This is a genomic window from Pilimelia terevasa (assembly GCF_014647915.1).
Taxonomy (GTDB): Bacteria; Actinomycetota; Actinomycetes; order Mycobacteriales; family Micromonosporaceae; genus Pilimelia; species Pilimelia terevasa.
In genome coordinates this window covers 304,160-319,939 of record NZ_BMQC01000001.1, presented here as the reverse complement: position 1 = coordinate 319,939, position 15,780 = coordinate 304,160, and the positions used below count along the sequence as shown (strand labels likewise).

Genomic DNA, 15,780 nt, shown 5'->3' with positions numbered 1-15,780 from the left:
GCCGCCGCGCCGGTCACGCGTCGCCGCCGGGCATGACGCGGTCCAGGAAGGCGAGCAGGGCCGCGTCGACCTCGTCGGGGTGCTCCAGCATGACGACGTGGCCGCTGTCGGGCACGGTGACCAGCGCGGCGTCGGGGAGGTGCTGCACGATCTCCTCGGAGTGCTCCGGTGGGGTGATCACGTCGCGGCCGCCGACGATGACCAGGGTGGGTACGTCGCGCAGCGCGGCCAGCGCGGGGTGCCGCGCGTGCGTGCCCAGGGTACGCAGGTAGCGGGCCACGGTCTCGGCGGAGGTCCGCGCGTTCATCCGCTCCACGTACGACACCAGGGCCGGGCTCGGCGCCGGCCCGCCGAAGCCGTACCGGCGGGTGAGCAGGTACGCGAGGTCGGCCGACGCGCGCCGGGCCTGGTCGATCACGGGACCGGTCAGCCGGGCGCCGTGGTGCACCAGCGGCAGCAGCGGCCGGGCGAACCGCGCCGCCAGCGTCGGCAGCCCGATCCGCGCGCCGCCCAGCACGCTGCCGGAGGTCGACATCAGCACGACCCCGGCGACCCGGCCGGTGAACAGGTCCGGGTGCCGCTCGGCGAGCGCCATCACCGCCATGCCGCCCATCGAGTGGCCGACCAGCACCACCGGCCCGTCGCCGGTGGTCTCGTCGATGACGGCGCGCAGGGCGTCGCCGAGCGCGGAGAGGCGGTACTCGCCCGAGGCCAGGCTCTTGGAGCGGCCGTGGCCGGGCTGGTCGTAGAAGACCATCCGGTGGTCGCCGCGGCGGGTGAGGGTCCGGCGCTGGAAGTGGAAGGTGCCCATGTCCAGGCAGAAGCCGTGCACGAAGACGATGGTCGGGTCGGCGGGCGGCAGCGCGACGCCGCCGACGGCGAAGTCCAGCTCGATTCCGTCGGTGGGCTCGACCACCTCGACGTACAGGTCGGTGCCGTCCGCGGCGGTCACCAGCCGCACCTCGTCGCTGGGCAGGTCCCCGAACGGCTCGTCGGCGTACGGGTCGGCGCCGCCGCGGCTGCGCCGCACCCACGCCCGCTGCGCGGCGTACCCGGCGGCCAGGCCCGCGGCCGCGAGCCCGACGGCGGCGCTGACGATGCCGGCCCGGCGCGGGATCCTCACCCGTCGAGCCCCTCGTACACCCGCGGCACCCGGGCGCTGCCGAACCGCGTCACGATCTCGTAGTTGATCGTGCCGGCCGCGGCGGCCCAGTCGTCGACGGTGGGCCGGTCCGGGCCGAACAGGGTCGCCACGTCGCCGGGCGCCACCGGGGCGTCGCCGCAGTCGACCACGATCTGATCCATGCTCACCCGCCCGGCGACGGGCCGGACCTCGCCGCCCAGCAGGACGGCACCGGCGTTGGACGCGGCCCGCGGCACCCCGTCGGCGTACCCGAGCGGCAGCAGCGCCAGGGTCGTCTCCCGGTCGGTGGTGTACGTGTGCCCGTACGCGACCGCGGTGCCCGCCGGCACCCGCTTGGTCAGCACCACCCGCGCGCGGACGGTCATGGCCGGCCGCAGCCCGTACCGCCGCCCCGCGATCGGCGACAGCCCATAGCAGGCCAGGCCGGGGCGGACCAGGTCGAAGTGCGCGTCAGGGCGGGCCAGCGTGGCCGCCGAGTTGGCGATGTGCCGTAGCTGCGGGGTGACGCCGATCCGCTCGGCGACGGCCAGGGCCTCCCGGAACACGCCGAGCTGCCGGTCGGTGGTGGGGTGCTCGGGCACGTCCGCGTACACGAAGTGGCTCCACACGCCGATCACCTCGACGGCGCCGGCGGCCGCGTGCTTGGCCGCCGCCTCGACCAGCGCGGGCCAGTCGGCCGGCGTCGCGCCGCCGCGGGCCAGTCCGGTGTCGACCTTGAGGTGCACCCGCGCGGCCCGGCCCACCCGGGCGGCCGCCGCGGCGATCTCGTCCAGGCCCCCGACCGCGGCGGCCGACAGGTCGACGTCGGTGCGCACGGCGGCGGCGTAGTCGTCGCCCGTCCCGGTCAGCCACGCCAGGACCGGCGCGTCGATGCCCGCGGCGCGCAGCTCGGCGGCCTCGCCCAGGGTGCAGACGCCCAGCCAGGTCGCCCCGCCGGCCAGCGCGGCCCGGGCGCTGGGCACGGCGCCGTGGCCGTACCCGTCCGCCTTCACCACGGCCATCAGGGCCGCGGGCGTACCGGCGCGGAGCCCGGCCACATTGTCACGGATCGTCGCTGTGTCGATGCGCATCTCGGCCTGCCACATGGCCGACAGCCTACTGAACGGTTTCCCGGATGAGGAGCAGCGGAATCGCGCCACGGCGGCGTGAAAGCCCCTACCCGGTGTACAGTTACCACTGCGCGAAGTGGTCTATATTGCCTGCTTGCGCTAGTTATGTCCGCACCATCAGGAAGGCCAGCAATGGCACAGGGAACCGTCAAGTGGTTCAACGCCGAAAAGGGCTACGGGTTCATCACCGTTGACGAGGGCGGTAACGACGTCTTCGTCCACTTCTCGGCCATCCAGACCAGCGGCTACCGGTCGCTGGAGGAGAACCAGCGGGTCGAGTTCGAGATCGGCAAGGGCCCCAAGGGCCCGCAGGCCGAAGAGGTCCGCCCGCTGTAAGCCTCCTCCGGCGAGGTATAGCCGGATACGTTCGAGCCCCGCGTCCTGCCCTGTACGCGGGGCTCGACCACGTCGGGCCGCTCGACCCCTCTCCCGCACCGGGCCGGTCGCGCACCGGGCCGCCGACGGCGCGGTCAGTCGCGGACAGGATCGGGTTCGCCCGTCCGGGGGACCACGCGGCGCAGCGCGGCCGCCACGTCCGGCGCCGTGACCGCGCCCGCCGCCGCGGCGGCGCGGCCCGCCCGGCCGTGCAGGTACGCGGCCGCGACCGCCGCCCGCAGCGGGGGCACCCGCGCCGCCAGCAGCGCGCCGAGCAGCCCGGCCAGGACGTCCCCGGTACCGGCGCTGGCCAGTGCCGCGGTACCGGTCGGGCTGACCCAGGTCTCGCCCGCCGGGTCGGCGACGACCGTCCGGTCCCCCTTGAGCAGCACGACGCACCGGGTCCAGGCGGCCAGCCGCTGGGCCGCGTCGACCCGGTCGGCGCCCGGATCGGCGCCCGCCAGCCGCCGGAACTCCCCGTCGTGCGGTGTCAGGACCACCCCCGCCGCCCGGTCCCGCAGCAGGTCCGCCATCCCGCCGTCGACCAGCAGGGTGAGGGCGTCGGCGTCCAGCACCGCCGGCACCGGCGCGGCCAGGACCGCCCGCAGCGTCGCCGCCGCGGCGGCGTCGGTCCCCAGCCCGCAGCCGCAGACCCACGCCTGGACCCGGCCGGCCTCCGCCACCGCGCCGGTCGCCACCACCTGCGGGTGCGCCGCGAGCACGGCCGCCCGCGCGGGACCGGCGTACCGGAGCATCCCCGCCGGCCCGGCCGACGCCCCCGCCGCGGACAGCACCGCGGCGCCCGGGTAGCCGGCCGACCCGGTGGCCAGCCCGACGACGCCCCGCCGGTACTTGTCCGTGACCCGGCCGGGGCGCGGCCACCAGCGCGCGACGTCGGCCTCGGTGGCGACGCGCAGCGCCGGGCCCGCCCGCAGCCACGGACCGAGCCCGATGTCCACCACCTCGACCCGCCCCGCACACCTCGCCCCGGCGCCGACCACCAGTCCCGGCTTGAGGCAGCCGAACGCCACGGTCACGTCGGCGGGCACGGCCGCGCCCGGCACGTCCCCGGTGTCGGGCGCGACGCCGCTGGGCAGGTCGGCGGCGACGACCACCGGCCGGGTGCCCGCCCGCGGCCGGGCGGCTCTCGCGGCCGCGGCGGCCGCGGCGGCCGCGGGCCGCAGTCCCCCCGCCGACCCCAGCCCGACGATCCCGTCGACCACGAGGTCCACCCGGTCGGGTACCGCGTCCACCACGCGGCCGCCCGCCGCGCGCAGCGCCGCCAGGCCCGCCGCGTGGGTGCGGGCCGGGTCCAGGGGCAGCGCGCCGACCGCCACCCCCTGCCGGGCAAGCCGGGCACCGGCGAGCAGCGCGTCGCCGCCGTTGTCGCCGACCCCCACCAGCAGCAGCACCCGGGCGCCGTACCGGCCGCCCGATTCCCCCAGCAGGGTGCCGCAGCGGCGGGCGAGCCCGGCGGCGGCCCGGGCCATCAACGTGCCGCCGGGCACGGTGGCCGCCAACCCGGCCTCGGCCGCCCGCACATCCGCCACCCGGTACGCCGCCCGCAGACTGTCCATGACCGCCAGTGATAGCACTCCCGCCCCACCCCCGCCGCCCTTCCACCGACATCCCGCTCCCCCGCAACCGCCGTCCGAGGCCGCGCACGGCGCGACATGCAGGAGGGGGTGGGTCAGGACTCGGCGACGACCAGGGCCGTGGCCAGGCCGCCGTCGTGGGAGAGCGACAGGTGCCAGCGGCGGATGCCGCGCTCGTCGGCCGCCGCCGCCACGGTTCCCGACACTGTCAGCCAGGGGCGGCCGTCGGGGTCCGCGACGACCTCGCAGTCGTGCCAGTGCAGGCCGCGCGGGGCGCCGAGCGCCTTGGCGACCGCCTCCTTGGCGGCGAACCGCGCGGCCAGCGACTCCGCGGTGCGCTCGTTGCCGGCCGGCGTCCGGCGCTCGGCCTCGGTGAACAGCCGGTCGGCGAGCAGCGGCGTGCGGCCGAGCGCCTGCGCGAAGCGCGCCACCCGGACCACATCGATACCCACTCCGACGACCACGCCGCCAGGATAGCCACCCGCGCGCCGACGGCCGTCGCTACTCGACGGTGACGGACTTGGCGAGGTTGCGCGGCTGGTCGACGTCGTTGCCGCGGGCGGCCGCGATGCCGCAGGCCAGCACCTGCAACGGCACGGTGGTCATGAGCGGGGCCAGCAGGGTCGGCGTGCGCGGTACCCGGATCAGGTGGTCGGCGTACGCGGCCACCGCCTCGTCGCCCTCCTCGGCGATCACGATGGTCCGGGCGCCGCGGGCGCGCACCTCCTGGATGTTGCTCACGACCTTGTCGTGCAGCACGCCGCGGCCCACCGGGGACGGGACGACGCAGACCACCGGCGTGCCCTGGTCGATGAGGGCGATCGAGCCGTGCTTGAGTTCGCCGGCAGCGAAGCCCTCGGCATGCATGTACGCCAGCTCCTTGAGCTTCAGCGCGCCCTCCAGGGCGACCGGGTAGCCGACGTGCCGGCCGATGAACAGCACGGTGGAGGCGTCCCGCAGGTCGTTGGCGAGCTGCCGGACCGGGCCCATCTCGGCCAGCAGCGCGGTGAGCTGGTCGGGGGTCCGCTGGAGCCGCTCCACGACGGCCGCGACCTCGTCGGCGAACATCACGCCGCGGACCTGGGCCAGGTGCAGGCCGACCAGGTAGCAGGCGGTGAGCTGGGTGAGGAACGCCTTCGTCGAGGCCACGGCGATCTCGGGGCCGCCGTGGGTGTACAGGACCGCGTCGGACTCCCGCGGGATCGTCGACCCGTTGGTGTTGCAGACCGCCAGCACCCGGGCCTTCTGCTCCTTGGCGTGGCGCAGCGCCATGAGCGTGTCCATCGTCTCGCCGGACTGCGAGATGGCGACGACGAGGGTGGACCGGTCCAGCACCGGGTCGCGGTACCGGAACTCGCTGGCCAGCTCCACCTCGCAGGGGATGCGGGTCCAGTGCTCGATGGCGTACTTGGTGACCAGGCCCGCGTGGTAGGCGGTGCCGCAGGCGACGATGAAGATCTTGTCGACGTCGCGCAGGTCCTGGTCGGTGAGCCGGACCTCGTCCAGGACGATCTGGCCCGCGTCGTTGAGCCGGCCCAGCAGGGTCTCGGCGACGGCGCGCGGCTGCTCGTCAATCTCCTTGAGCATGAAGTAGTCGTAGCCGCCCTTCTCGGCGGCCGCGGCGTCCCAGTCGACGTGGTAGTCCTGGCCGGTGGCCGGCGTACCCCCGAAGTCGGTGATCGCCACCCCGCCGGGGGTGATGAGGACGACCTGGTCCTGGCCCAGCTCGATGGCGCTGCGGGTGTGCTCGATGAACGCCGACACGTCGCTGGCCATGAAGTACTCGCCCTCGCCCCGGCCGACGACCAGCGGCGAGTTGCGGCGGGCGCCGACGACGGCGTCGGGGGTCAGGGTGTCCACGGCGAGCAGGGTGAACGCGCCCTCCAGCCGCCGGCAGACCCGGCGCATCGCCTCGGCGAGCGCCTCCGGGCCGGTACCCCCGTCGGCGGTCACGGAGGCCAGCTCCGCGGCGAGCAGGTGGGCGGCGCACTCGGTGTCGGTGTCGCTGGCGAACTCGGTGCCGGTCGACTCCAGCTCGGCGCGCAGCTTGGCGAAGTTCTCGATGATGCCGTTGTGGATCACGGCGACGCGGCCGTCGGCGGAGACGTGCGGGTGCGCGTTGCGGTCCGTGGGGCCGCCGTGGGTGGCCCAGCGGGTGTGGCCGATGCCGGTGGCGCCCGCCTCGATGCCGTCGGCGGCGCGCTCACCGAGGGCCTTCTCCAGGTTGGCGAGCTTGCCAGCGTGCTTCTCGGTCAGCAGCGACGCCGCGTCGGCGGACCGGCGGGCGATGACGGCGACGCCGGCCGAGTCGTAGCCGCGGTACTCCAGCCGCCGCAGGCCGTCCAGGACGATGCTGAGTGCCGGGCGCGCGCCGACGTATCCCACGATTCCACACATGGCCAGCAGCGTAACGCACGAACGCGCAGGACACCTGCGCGGATCACCTTGTTTCGAGCAGGCCGGTTGATTGATTTACCGATCCGATCAGTTGCGGGCGGATAGCCGAGAGTTCGGACATCTCTGACAATCGGTGTAGCTGCGGAGTGGACTACCCCGCGGTACTCCGCCGACCGGGGTACCCCGGCGGACGGACCGTGTCCGACGGGCGCTGCCCCACGGCCCGGCCGGCGGACCGCTCCGGCCGGCTGCCCATCGGCCCGCCGGCCGCCGGTTTCGCCACGACCAGGCCCCCGGCCGGCGGTAGCGTGGGACGACGGCCGCATCCGCCCGGGAGGTACCGCGTGTCTGCACCACCGCCGGATCCCGGTCCGCCGGATCCCCCCGACGCGGACGCGCCCCCTCCCCGGACAGCACCACCGGCCGAGCCGGCCCCGCCGGCCACCGCGACGCCGCCGGCCGCCGTGGAACCGGCCGCCGTGGAACCGGCCACCGCGACGCCGCCGGCCGCGGCCGAGCCGGCCACCGCGGCGCCACCGGCCGCCGCCGAACCGACCAGCATCCCCGCCGCGCCAGCGCCCGCACCTGACCAGCCGGCGGCCGTTCCGATCTCCCCGACAGCCGCCCCCGCCACCGACCAGCGGCCGGCGCTGCCGGCCGGGCAGCCAGCCTTGCCGGTCGGGCAGCCGGACCCACCTGTCGACGAGCAGCCGGCCGGGCAACCGGCCCTGCCGAGCGGCGGGCAGCCGGCCGGGCAGCCGGCCCTGCCGGGCGGCGGGCTGCCGGCGACCGTGCCGGCGGCGGGGCCGCCGCCGACCCCGTTCGTGCCCGGTCGGCCGCCGGCGGCGCCGGGCGCCGCCGGCGGGGGGCGCCGGCAGCGGCTCCTGCCGGTCGCCGTCCTCGTCCTGTCCGCCCTGCTGCTGCTCACCTGCGGGGTCGTCGTGGTGCGGCTGCGGAGCGCGGACGCCCCGACCGCCGCGCCGACGCTGTCGCCGGGCGCGGCCGCCCCGGGCGAGGTCCCGTCGCCGGCCCCCGACGTGCCGACGCCCAGGGCCAGGCCCACCGTCGGGTCGCCCCCCGCCGCCAGGGCGACCCCCGGCCGCACGGGACGCCAGCGGACGGCCGGCTCGGCGGCGGCGCGCACCAGCGCGGCCCCGCGCGCCGACCAGGTGGTGGTGGAGGTGGGCGGGGACGGCCCGGCGAAGATCGCGCTGTTCCGCAGCGACGGCGGGGTGGAGCGGTTCACGCAGGCGCGGCTGCCGTGGCGGTTCACCTTCCTGCCCGGGCAGGAGTCCGTCGCAGTGCGCGTCGAGGCGTCGCGGTCGGCCCGCGGATCCGGCCGGCTAAGCTGCCGGATCCTCCGGGGCGGCGTCGCCCGCGTGGAGCGCAGGGTGACCGGCGGCAACGCCAAGGTGAGCTGCTTCGACCTCATCCGCCGCTGACCCACACCCCGCCCGGCGGCGACCGGTTCCGCTCTCGACCCCGGCGCGGTGCGGCTACTCCGCGGGGCTCGCCAGGCGGACCTGTACGGCCACCCGCTCGGCGACCTCGCGGGCCACGTCCCCGGTCGCCGCCTCCACCATGACCCGGACCAGCAGTTCGGTGCCGGAGGGCCGCAGCAGAACTCGGCCGGTGCCGGCGAGCTGCGCCTCGGCCTCGGCGACCGCGGCCTGGACCGCCGGGGCGCCCGCCCCGCGCGCGCGGTCCCCCACCGGCACGTTCAGCAGCACCTGCGGCAGCGGCGTCACCACCGACGCCAGGGCGGCCAGCGACGCACCGGTGGCGGCCATGCGGGCCATGAGCTGGAGGCCGGTGAGTACGCCGTCGCCGGTCGTGGCGTGCGCGGGGAGCACGAGGTGCCCGCTCTGCTCGCCGCCGAGGGCGTAGCCGCCGTGCCGCAGCGCCTCCAGCACGTACCGGTCACCGACCTTGGTCTCCACCAGGTGGATGCCGGCGCCCGTCATGGCGATCTTGAGGCCGAGGTTGCTCATCACGGTGGTGACCAGCGTGTCGCCGGTCAGGGTGCCGGCCTCGCGCATCGCCAGGGCGAGGATCGCCATGATCTGGTCGCCGTCGACGGTGCTGCCGTCGGCGGCCACCGCCAGGCAGCGGTCGGCGTCGCCGTCGTGGGCGAGCCCGAGGTCGGCGCCGTGCTCGCGGACGGCCGCGGCGACCTGGTCGAGGTGGGTCGACCCGCAGTTGTCGTTGATGTTGTACCCGTCGGGCGCGGCGTGGATCGCCACCACCTCGGCGCCGGCCTCGCGGTACGCGACCGGGGCGATGTCGGCCGCGGCGCCGTTGGCGCAGTCGACGACGACCTTCACCCCGGCCAGCGGGGCGGCGACGCTGCCGAGCAGGTGCTTGACGTAGTGGTCGGCGCCGTCGAGCAGGTCGTTGACGCGGCCGACCCGGGCGCCGAGGGGGCGCTGCCACGCCGTCGCCGGATCGCCGCTGGCGGCTGCCTCGATGGCGCTCTCGATCTCCCGCTCCACGTCGTCGGGCAGCTTGTGGCCGCCGGCGGCGAACAGCTTGATCCCGTTGTCGGGCATCGGGTTGTGCGAGGCCGACAGCATGACGCCGAGATCGGCGTTGGTCTCCGCGGTCAGGTACGCCACGCCGGGAGTGGGCAGCACGCCGACGCGCACCACGTTCGCCCCGGCACTGGTCAGGCCGGCGACGACGGCCGCCTCCAGCATCTCGCCGCTGGCCCGCGGGTCGCGGCCGACGACGGCGAGGGGCGGATGGCTGCGGTCGCTCTCGGCGAGCACGTGCGCCGCCGCGAGCGCGACGGAGAGTGCCAGTTCGGGGGTCAGGTCGGCGTTGGCCCGCCCGCGCACCCCGTCGGTACCGAAGAGTCGACCCATGTGCGAGACCTCCACCGTTGTCGATGAGCAGAGCGAAAAAGGCCGGTGGCCGGACACGCCCCCTGCTGAGGACGCGCCCGGCCACCCGTGCCGTGCTGGCGGTTAGCGCTTGGAGTACTGCGGCGCCTTGCGGGCCTTCTTGAGACCGTACTTCTTGCTCTCCTTGACGCGGGCGTCCCGGGTCAGGAAGCCGGCCTTCTTCAGGGCCGGGCGGTCCTCGGTGTCGTTGACGATCAGCGCGCGGGCGATCGCCAGCCGCAGCGCGCCGGCCTGGCCGGTGATGCCGCCGCCGCGCAGGTTGGCCAGGACGTCGAACATCTCCGGCTTCTCCGCGGTCACCAGCGGCTCGCGGATGAGCTGCTGGTGCACCTTGCTGGGGAAGTAGTTCTCCAGCTCGCGGCCGTTACAGATGATCTTGCCGGAGCCCGGCACGATGCGCACCCGGACGATGGCCTCCTTGCGGCGGCCCACGGTCTGGATCGGGCGGTCGCCGCGCGGCATCCGCGGGGTCGCCGTGGCGACCGGCGCGGCCTCCACCGGCGCGACGTCGACCGGGGTCGGTACGGAAAGGTCGTCGGTCATCGTGGTTCCCTCGTCGCTCATCGTCACTGCGCGATCTGCTTGATCTCGAACGGCACCGGCTGCTGGGCGCCGTGCGGGTGGTCCGTCCCGGCGTAGACCTTGAGCTTCTTGATCAGCTTCCGACCGAGCTTGTTGTGCGGGAGCATCCCCTTGACGGCCATTTCGACGGCCCGCTCGGGACGCTTGTCCAGCAGGTCGCCGTAGGCCACCTGCTTCAGACCGCCCGGGTAGCCGGAGTGCCGGTAGGCGACCTTGGTCTCCCGCTTGTTGCCCGTCAGCGCGACCTTGCCGGCATTGACGATGATCACGAAGTCGCCGGTGTCCACGTGCGGGGCGAAGGTCGGCTTGTGCTTGCCGCGCAGCAATGTCGCGGCGTGCGTGGCCAGGCGACCAAGGACGACGTCGGCGGCGTCGATGACGTGCCACTGACGGTCGATCTCACCCGGCTTCGGGCTGTACGTACGCACAGGTAAACCTTGTCTCGTAGTCGGGGTCGGTCCGCCCTTGGTGCTGGTAGACGCTCCATGCTCAGCCAGGGCTCAGCGAGGGCTGAGGCGTCTCGCCGCGGCCCACGGGTGCGGCGTCCGCGCGGTCGCACACCAGCGGGTAACGGTACCGGGCAGCGGCGCGGCGGGTCAAAGCGGGGTACGGGTGTCGCCGGCCCGGGTTGAGGAGCGCCGGGGCGGGTAACCCCTGGGGAGCGAGTTCACCTGCGGACAAGGAGGTACCCCATGGCTTCGACGGTACGCGACGTGATGACGTCCGACCCGATCTGCCTCACCCCGGACGCCACACTGACCGAGGCCGCCCGGCACATGCGGGACAGCGACATCGGTGACGTGCTCGTGGTGGAGAAGGGCCGGCTCCAGGGCATCATCACGGACCGCGACATCGCGGTCCGCGCCGTCGCCGACGGCCTCGACCCCCGGTCCGCCAAGATCAGTCAGATCGTCAGCGGGCCGGTCCACACCATCGCCAGCACCGACCAGATCAGCGACGCGGTGTCGATGATGCGCAAGCACGCCCTGCGCCGGCTGCCCGTGTGCGAGGGCGACCGCCCCGTCGGCATCGTCTCCATCGGCGACCTGGCACTGGAGCAGGACCGCACCTCCGCCCTCGCCGACATCTCCGGGGCCCCGCCCTCGCGCTGAGCCGCCCGCCAGAGGAGAGCGTGATGAACCAGCAGCAGGACCAGCCCGGCCCCGTCTACCGGACCGGGGCCGACCAGCCCTGGGACCCGGAGGACGTGACGAAGGCCAAGGGCCAGGACCCGACGCCCGAGAACGTGGAGCGGGCACGCCGGGAGCTGGCCGAGCAGGGCGCCGCCACCATCGAGAAGCTGGTGCCCTGACCACCCCGGTCGACCCTGCCACCCGACGGAAACGGGCCGCGGCGCTGACGCTCCGCGGCCCGTCCGCGGCACCGGACCGCCGCTATACTCCCCTGTGGACATGACGTCCAGGGTTCGCTGTCGCCATTGCTCTGCCGCCACAACGTCACACTCGCCGATGTTCCGCGGTGCGGACGTCTGCGGGCGACCCCTGTGTCGCGGACGGGGGGCCGGTCGACGGCCGGCCTTCGACCACGACCGACGGGGGTCCACCATGCTGCTACATGCCGTCACATCCGCCGTCGCGGCGATCCTCGCCGTCGCCGGCCCGGCCTGGCCGGTGCATCCGGCTGCCGACCCGCCCGCCGGTCTCCAGGTGACCGATGTCCAGTTCGCGGGCGAGGGTTGTCTGCCGTGGACCGCCAGTGTCGTGCCGGCGCTCGACGGGCGGAGCGTGGAGGTGGTCTACGGATCGTTCTTCGCCCAGGCGGGTGCCGTGCCGCAGGTGGACGGTACGACCTCGTGGGTGCCGCGGCAGGAGGTCGGCTGCCGCGCGTCCTTCACCCTCACCTACGACCCGGGTTGGCGGGTCGCCCTGCGGGGCGGCGACTCGTACACCTTCGCGGACATCGCCCGCGGCGCGCGGGGCACGGTCCGCGCCGGCCACCGCTGGGGGACCGCCCCGCCGGCGGACGCCGCCCGGACCGTGGCCGGCCCCCTCAGCGACGGAGTCGTGCTGCGGCACGACACGGGCGGTCCGCTCACCGACTGCGGCGCACCCGTGCCGGTGGTCATGCGCAAGGACCTCATCGTCGAAGCGGGCACCGCGGCGGCGAACTCGCTCAGCGAACTGGCCGCGGACGTCAAGAGCCTCGCGTCACACGACCGTGTGCACCTGCGCTGGGAGCGCTGCTGAGAGTCACGACCTCCCGACCGGTCCCCGTGCAGAGTTGCGGCGTGGTGCCGGGCGAAAGAGGCGCGCGGTTGCACATCGGACAGCGGGCGCCGTACTCCACGGCGTCGGGCCGCCGGGCGGAATTCTGCGGCTCGTCAGGTGGCCCGGCTTCACATAGCATCCCCTGTGGACGACACCACGGGGGTGACGGCCACCCGCGGCGAAGCTGACAAGCCGCACGGTCGGCGCGAGTCGGGCGGAACCTCCATCGACTGACGGGGGCCCACCATGTTCACGCACGCCGCAGGTCATGTCCTGGCCGCAGTTCTGGCCATCCCGGGAGCGCCCGCACCGGCGCCGGCGCCCGACGACCCGCCGGACGGGATCGCCGCGACCGACATCAGCTCCGAGGGCGACGGCTGCCGCAGCAGCGGCGTCGCCCTGACGGACGGCAACCGCCGCCTTGAGTTCCGGTACGGCGCTCTTGAGGCCCAGGCAGGCATGGTGCTGCAGGACAACGGTTCGGTGACGTGGGTGCAGTCGCAACGCCGGTCGTGCCGGATCTCCCTGACCCTGACCTACCCCGCAGGCTGGCGGCTGACCACGTACCGGAGCGCGTTCCAGACCTGGGCCGACCTCGCCGCCGGCGCGCGCGGCACCGTGCGGGGCGAACACAGGCGGGGCGCCTGGCCCATGGAGGTCGTCACCGGAAATGTCGGCGGGCCGGTCGGCAGCACGATCACGCACCAGCAGTCGGTGAAGCGCCACCACGCCTGCGGTGTCCCCACCCCGATCACCTTCGCCAAGGAGCTGATCGTCGACGGCGGCTCGGTCAGCGCCGCCGACACGAGCGAACTCGCGGCGGACATCGGCGAGAAGTACGACCAGCTGGACCTGTCCTGGTCCCGCTGCTGACCCGTCCGCCCGTGGATCCCGGCGCCGCGGCCGGGATCCACGGGCGCGGCCCCTACGGGGCGACGGGCAGGTAGACCCGGCCGCCCGCGTCGACGAACTCCGCCGACTTGGCCGCCATCCCGCTGGCGGCGTACTCCTTCAGTTCCTGGCTGATCTTCATCGAGCAGAACTTCGGCCCGCACATCGAGCAGAAGTGCGCCGTCTTCGCCGGCTCCGCGGGCAGCGTCTCGTCGTGGTACTCACGGGCGGTGTCCGGGTCCAGGGACAGGTTGAACTGGTCCTGCCAGCGGAACTCGAACCGGGCCTTGCTCAGCGCGTCGTCCCACTCGTGCGCCGTGGGGTGCCCCTTGGCCAGGTCGGCGGCATGCGCCGCGATCTTGTACGCGATCACGCCCGCCTTCACGTCGTCCCGGTTCGGCAGGCCCAGGTGCTCCTTCGGGGTGACGTAGCAGAGCATCGCCGTACCCCACCAGCCGATCATCGCCGCGCCGATCGCCGAGGTGATGTGGTCGTACGCGGGCGCGACGTCGGTGGTGAGCGGGCCGAGCGTGTAGAACGGCGCGCCGGCGCACTTCTCCCGCTGGAGGTCCACGTTCTCCTTGATCTTGTGCATCGGCACATGGCCCGGCCCCTCGACCATGACCTGCACGTCGTACTCCCACGCGATGTGGGTCAGCTCGCCGAGGGTGTCCAGCTCCGCGAACTGCGCCGCGTCGTTGGCGTCCGCGATCGAGCCCGGCCGCAGCCCGTCGCCGAGCGAGAAGGCGATGTCGTACTCGGCGAAGATCTCGCACAGCTCGCGGAAGTGGGTGTAGAGGAAGTTCTCCTGGTGGTACGCCAGGCACCACGCCGCCATGATCGAACCGCCGCGCGAGACGATGCCGGTGACCCGGTCGGCGGCCAGCGGCACGTACGCCAGCCGCACGCCCGCGTGCACCGTCATGTAGTCGACGCCCTGCTCGGCCTGCTCGATGATGGTGTCCCGGTACACCTCCCAGTTCAGCGCCTTCGGGTCGCCGTTGACCTTCTCCAGCGCCTGGTACAGCGGCACTGTGCCGATCGGGACGGCACTGTTGCGCATGATGTTCTCGCGGGTGGCGTGGATGTGCTTGCCGGTGGACAGGTCCATCACCGTGTCGGCGCCCCACCTGGTGGCCCAGGTGAGCTTGTCCACCTCCTCGGCGATCGAGGACGAGACGGCGCTGGTGCCGATGTTCGCGTTGATCTTCACGAGGAACCGCTCGCCGATCAGCATCGGCTCGCTCTCGGGGTGGTTGATGTTGTTGGGCAGGATGGCCCGGCCCGCGGCGATCTCCTCGCGCACGACCTCCGGCGCCAGGCCCTCCCGGATCGCGGCGAACTCCATCTCCGGCGTGACGGTGCCCTGCCGGGCGTAGTGGAGCTGGGTCGGGCGCCGCCCCGGCCGGGCGTGCCGGACCGTCTGGCCCTGCGTCGCCGGCCCGAGGGCGGGGCCCGCCTCGGTGTCGCCGCGCTCCTCGATCCAGTGCGCGCGGAGCTGCGGCAGGCCGACCTCCGGGTCGCCGCCGGGCCCCGACGTGTCGTACAGCCGCACCGCCGGGTCGTCGTTGCTCAGGTCGACCTCGGCGAACGGCACCCGGATGTCCGGTCGCGAACCCTCCACGTAGACCTTGCGTCGCATTACTCGCTCCTCCCCTGGCTGTCCCAGCCGAAATGGTCGACCGGGCCGTGACCGGCGCCGATGCTCCACCCGCGCGCGCCGGCCAGCGCCCGAGCCACGTACTCCTTGGCCGCGGCCACCGCCGTCGCCACGCCCTCCCCCGGGTCCCGGGCGAACCGCGCGGCGAGCGCCGCCGCGAACGTGCAGCCCGTCCCGTGGGTGTTGCGGGTGTCCACCCGGGGCCCCGGGAACTCCCGCGCGCCGCCGTCGGCGGTCCACAGGCAGTCGACCGGGTCGCCGTCGAGGTCGCCGCCGGTCACCACGACGGCGCGGGGGCCGCGCGCGGCCAGCTCCCGGGCCGCCTCGGCCGCGTCGGCGGCGGTCCGCACCGGGCGCCCGCACAGGGCGCCGGCCTCGGCGGCGTTCGGCGTCAGGACGCGGGCGTACGGCAGCAGCGGCGTCACCGCGTCGACGGCGCCGAGCGGGTCCCCGCTGGTGGCCACCAGCACCGGGTCGACGACGAGGTGCGGCAGCCGGCCGGCTGCCGCCCGCGCGGCGACGAGCGCGGCGACCGCGCGATCGCCGATCATGCCGACCTTGACGGCGGCCACGGGCAGATCCGCCAGTACGGCGTCGAGCTGCGCCGCGACGACCTCGACCGGGACGGGGTGCACGGCGGTGACCCCGCGGGTGTTCTGGGCGGTGACTGCTGTCAGGACGCTGGCGCCGTAGCAGCGGTGTGCCGCGAACGTCTTGAGGTCGGCCTGGATGCCCGCCCCGCCGCCGGAGTCCGAGCCCGCGATGGTCAACACGACCGGCGGCGTCACCGACCGCCCTCCGGGCCGGCGGCGGCCGGCTCCGCGCCGGGGCCGTCGGCCGCGGCGGCGGACCGGCACCCGGTCGCGGCGGGCGGCCCGACCGGCCCCGCCGTCGTG

Annotated in this window: 16 protein-coding genes; 6 read left to right on the top strand and 10 right to left on the bottom strand. The window is 74.8% G+C overall.

Going from position 1 to position 15,780, the window contains the following annotated elements:
• Positions 1 to 13: 13 nt before the first annotated feature.
• Together IEY75_RS01620 and alr are read right to left on the bottom strand one after the other, a co-directional pair.
• Positions 14 to 1,123, bottom strand: a complete 1,110-nt coding sequence (locus IEY75_RS01620) for an alpha/beta fold hydrolase (protein WP_189112329.1) — start codon at positions 1,121 to 1,123, stop codon at positions 14 to 16.
• Positions 1,120 to 2,229 (bottom strand): alanine racemase, encoded by a 1,110-nt coding sequence (gene alr / locus IEY75_RS01615; protein ID WP_189112328.1) that lies wholly within the window; start codon positions 2,227 to 2,229, stop codon positions 1,120 to 1,122. The genes IEY75_RS01620 and alr overlap by 4 nt, the downstream gene beginning before the upstream one ends.
• Before the next feature lie 156 nt (positions 2,230 to 2,385).
• Here alr and IEY75_RS01610 point away from each other — a divergent pair, with 156 nt between their 5' ends.
• Positions 2,386 to 2,589 carry a cold-shock protein gene (locus IEY75_RS01610; RefSeq protein ID WP_189112327.1) on the top strand — a complete coding sequence of 68 codons (204 nt, stop codon included), beginning with the start codon at positions 2,386 to 2,388 and terminating at the stop codon, positions 2,587 to 2,589.
• Between the two features lie 134 nt (positions 2,590 to 2,723).
• On the opposite strand, the gene IEY75_RS01605 is transcribed toward IEY75_RS01610, so the two are convergent.
• The 3 genes from IEY75_RS01605 to glmS all read right to left on the bottom strand — a co-directional run bounded on the left by IEY75_RS01605 (position 2,724) and on the right by glmS (position 6,620).
• On the bottom strand, positions 2,724 to 4,196 hold the full coding sequence (locus IEY75_RS01605; RefSeq protein WP_189112596.1) for an NAD(P)H-hydrate dehydratase: 1,473 nt from the start codon (positions 4,194 to 4,196) through the stop codon (positions 2,724 to 2,726).
• A 122-nt stretch (positions 4,197 to 4,318) separates the two neighbouring features.
• Entirely contained in the window at positions 4,319 to 4,687 is a 369-nt protein-coding gene (locus tag IEY75_RS01600; RefSeq protein WP_189112326.1) for a holo-ACP synthase, read from the bottom strand.
• A gap of 37 nt (positions 4,688 to 4,724) precedes the next feature.
• Positions 4,725 to 6,620 carry a glutamine--fructose-6-phosphate transaminase (isomerizing) gene (gene glmS, locus IEY75_RS01595; protein ID WP_189112325.1) on the bottom strand — a complete coding sequence of 632 codons (1,896 nt, stop codon included), beginning with the start codon at positions 6,618 to 6,620 and terminating at the stop codon, positions 4,725 to 4,727.
• 479 nt (positions 6,621 to 7,099) lie between these two features.
• On the opposite strand from glmS, the gene IEY75_RS01590 reads away from it, so the two are divergent.
• A complete protein-coding gene (locus IEY75_RS01590; RefSeq protein ID WP_189112324.1) occupies positions 7,100 to 8,062 on the top strand; it encodes an MmpS family transport accessory protein in 963 nt (320 codons plus the stop codon).
• A 54-nt stretch (positions 8,063 to 8,116) separates the two neighbouring features.
• On the opposite strand, the gene glmM is transcribed toward IEY75_RS01590, so the two are convergent.
• The 3 genes from glmM to rplM form a co-directional block, all read right to left on the bottom strand.
• Positions 8,117 to 9,484: a phosphoglucosamine mutase gene (gene glmM, locus IEY75_RS01585; RefSeq protein ID WP_189112323.1), complete on the bottom strand. Its 1,368-nt coding sequence runs from the start codon at positions 9,482 to 9,484 to the stop codon at positions 8,117 to 8,119.
• 102 nt (positions 9,485 to 9,586) lie between these two features.
• Positions 9,587 to 10,066, bottom strand: coding sequence for a 30S ribosomal protein S9 (gene rpsI / locus IEY75_RS01580; protein WP_308425654.1), 480 nt, complete (start codon positions 10,064 to 10,066; stop codon positions 9,587 to 9,589).
• A gap of 23 nt (positions 10,067 to 10,089) precedes the next feature.
• Positions 10,090 to 10,533 carry a 50S ribosomal protein L13 gene (gene rplM / locus IEY75_RS01575; RefSeq protein ID WP_189112322.1) on the bottom strand — a complete coding sequence of 148 codons (444 nt, stop codon included), beginning with the start codon at positions 10,531 to 10,533 and terminating at the stop codon, positions 10,090 to 10,092.
• 264 nt (positions 10,534 to 10,797) lie between these two features.
• Here rplM and IEY75_RS01570 point away from each other — a divergent pair, with 264 nt between their 5' ends.
• The 4 genes from IEY75_RS01570 (at position 10,798) to IEY75_RS01555 (ending at position 13,206) form a co-directional block, all read left to right on the top strand.
• The gene (locus IEY75_RS01570) at positions 10,798 to 11,217 is read left to right on the top strand and encodes a CBS domain-containing protein (RefSeq protein ID WP_189112321.1); all 420 of its coding nucleotides are present in this window, start codon (positions 10,798 to 10,800) and stop codon (positions 11,215 to 11,217) included.
• 23 nt (positions 11,218 to 11,240) lie between these two features.
• Positions 11,241 to 11,417 carry a hypothetical protein gene (locus IEY75_RS01565; protein ID WP_189112320.1) on the top strand — a complete coding sequence of 59 codons (177 nt, stop codon included), beginning with the start codon at positions 11,241 to 11,243 and terminating at the stop codon, positions 11,415 to 11,417.
• 253 nt (positions 11,418 to 11,670) lie between these two features.
• Positions 11,671 to 12,312 (top strand): DUF4360 domain-containing protein, encoded by a 642-nt coding sequence (locus IEY75_RS01560; RefSeq protein ID WP_189112319.1) that lies wholly within the window; start codon positions 11,671 to 11,673, stop codon positions 12,310 to 12,312.
• Positions 12,313 to 12,579: 267 nt separating this feature from the next.
• A complete protein-coding gene (locus IEY75_RS01555) occupies positions 12,580 to 13,206 on the top strand; it encodes a DUF4360 domain-containing protein (RefSeq protein ID WP_189112318.1) in 627 nt (208 codons plus the stop codon).
• Between the two features lie 52 nt (positions 13,207 to 13,258).
• Here the strand turns inward: IEY75_RS01555 and thiC are convergent, their stop codons facing one another.
• The gene (thiC, locus tag IEY75_RS01550; RefSeq protein WP_189112317.1) at positions 13,259 to 14,866 is read right to left on the bottom strand and encodes a phosphomethylpyrimidine synthase ThiC; all 1,608 of its coding nucleotides are present in this window, start codon (positions 14,864 to 14,866) and stop codon (positions 13,259 to 13,261) included.
• Positions 14,866 to 15,672 carry a bifunctional hydroxymethylpyrimidine kinase/phosphomethylpyrimidine kinase gene (gene thiD / locus IEY75_RS01545; protein ID WP_189112316.1) on the bottom strand — a complete coding sequence of 269 codons (807 nt, stop codon included), beginning with the start codon at positions 15,670 to 15,672 and terminating at the stop codon, positions 14,866 to 14,868. Before thiD ends, thiC begins: the two co-directional genes overlap by 1 nt.
• Between the last annotated feature and the right edge of the window lie 108 nt (positions 15,673 to 15,780).

Excerpts from the sequence above, each read along its gene's own strand:
- alr (WP_189112328.1), bottom strand. The coding sequence starts at position 2,229 with ATGTGGCAGGCCGAGATGCGCATCGACACAGCGACGATCCGTGACAAT.
- IEY75_RS01610 (WP_189112327.1), top strand. The coding sequence starts at position 2,386 with ATGGCACAGGGAACCGTCAAGTGGTTCAACGCCGAAAAGGGCTACGGG.
- glmS (WP_189112325.1), bottom strand. The coding sequence starts at position 6,620 with ATGTGTGGAATCGTGGGATACGTCGGCGCGCGCCCGGCACTCAGCATC.
- glmM (WP_189112323.1), bottom strand. The coding sequence starts at position 9,484 with ATGGGTCGACTCTTCGGTACCGACGGGGTGCGCGGGCGGGCCAACGCC.
- rpsI (WP_308425654.1), bottom strand. The coding sequence starts at position 10,066 with ATGACCGACGACCTTTCCGTACCGACCCCGGTCGACGTCGCGCCGGTG.
- IEY75_RS01570 (WP_189112321.1), top strand. The coding sequence starts at position 10,798 with ATGGCTTCGACGGTACGCGACGTGATGACGTCCGACCCGATCTGCCTC.
- IEY75_RS01565 (WP_189112320.1), top strand. The coding sequence starts at position 11,241 with ATGAACCAGCAGCAGGACCAGCCCGGCCCCGTCTACCGGACCGGGGCC.
- IEY75_RS01560 (WP_189112319.1), top strand. The coding sequence starts at position 11,671 with ATGCTGCTACATGCCGTCACATCCGCCGTCGCGGCGATCCTCGCCGTC.
- IEY75_RS01555 (WP_189112318.1), top strand. The coding sequence starts at position 12,580 with ATGTTCACGCACGCCGCAGGTCATGTCCTGGCCGCAGTTCTGGCCATC.
- thiC (WP_189112317.1), bottom strand. The coding sequence starts at position 14,866 with ATGCGACGCAAGGTCTACGTGGAGGGTTCGCGACCGGACATCCGGGTG.